This is a genomic window from Streptomyces griseoloalbus, from assembly GCA_014650015.1.
Taxonomy (GTDB): domain Bacteria; phylum Actinomycetota; class Actinomycetes; order Streptomycetales; family Streptomycetaceae; genus Streptomyces; species Streptomyces griseoloalbus.
In genome coordinates, this window is the sequence record BMUD01000080.1 from 1 (window position 1) to 1,140 (window position 1,140).

Here is a 1,140-nt window from a genome sequence, read left to right on the forward strand (position 1 = left end):
GCATCAAACGGCCACGCGCAGCCACCAACGCCGCCGCATCCGCCAGATCCAGCACCCCCGCGACATGCGCGGCCACCACCTCACCCACCGAATGACCCAGCAGGTAGTCCGGTGTCACCCCGTGGGACTCGAACCACCGGTAGAGGGCGACCTCGACCGCGAACAGCGCCGCCTGGGTGAAGACGGTCTGGTCCAGCAGCGCGGCCTCCTCGGAGCCCGGCCGGGCGAACAGCACGTCCTTGAGGGGGTGGCTGAGCTCGGTGTCGAGCCGTGCGCACACCTCGTCGAGGGCGCGGGCGAACTGCGGTGAGCCGGCGTACAGTTCGCGACCCATGCCGAGCCGCTGGCTGCCCTGTCCGGTGAACAGGAAGGCGGTCTTGCCGGGTTGGTCGGCGGTGGCGCGTACGACGGAGGGCGCGGAGCCGTCCTCGGCCAGCGTCGCGAGGCCCGCGAGGAGCGCGTCGCGGTCGGCGGCGACGACGACCGCGCTGTTCTCCAGAACGGCGCGCGCGGTCGCGAGCGAGTAGGCGATGTCGCCGGGCGTCAGGTCCGGGTTGCGGGTCACGTGGGTGTGCAGCCGCCGGGCCTGGTCGCGCAGGGCCTCCTCGCCGCGGGCGGAGAGGATCCAGGGGACCGCGGGGTGGTCCTGGTCGGGGTTCGTCCCGGTGCGGGACGGTTCGTCCGGTGCTTGTTCGATGATGACGTGGGCGTTGGTGCCGCTGATTCCGAAGGAGGACACGCCGGCCCGTCGGGGACGGTCCACGGCCGGCCACTCCCGGGCCTCGGCGAGCAGTTCGACCGCGCCGTCCGTCCAGTCGACGACCGGCGTGGGCTCATCGGCGTACAGGGACTTGGGCAGGACACCGTGGCGCATCGCCTGCACCATCTTGATCACACCGCCGACACCGGCCGCCGCCTGCGCGTGCCCGATGTTGGACTTCAGCGAACCCAGCCACAGAGGCTGCTCCGCGCTGTGCTCCTGACCGTAGGTGTTCAGCAGTGCCTGCGCCTCGATCGGGTCCCCCAGCCGGGTCCCCGTCCCGTGCGCCTCCACCACATCCACATCGGAACCACTCAGACCCGCACCGGCCAACGCCGCCCGAATCACCCGCTCCTGCGACGGACCGTTCGGAGCCGTCA

General features: G+C 71.8%; 1 protein-coding gene. It reads right to left on the bottom strand.

What is annotated here, in order from left to right:
• A partial coding sequence (locus tag IE178_RS35035; RefSeq protein WP_193515067.1) for an acyltransferase domain-containing protein occupies positions 1 to 1,140 on the bottom strand: 1,140 nt, incomplete at both ends.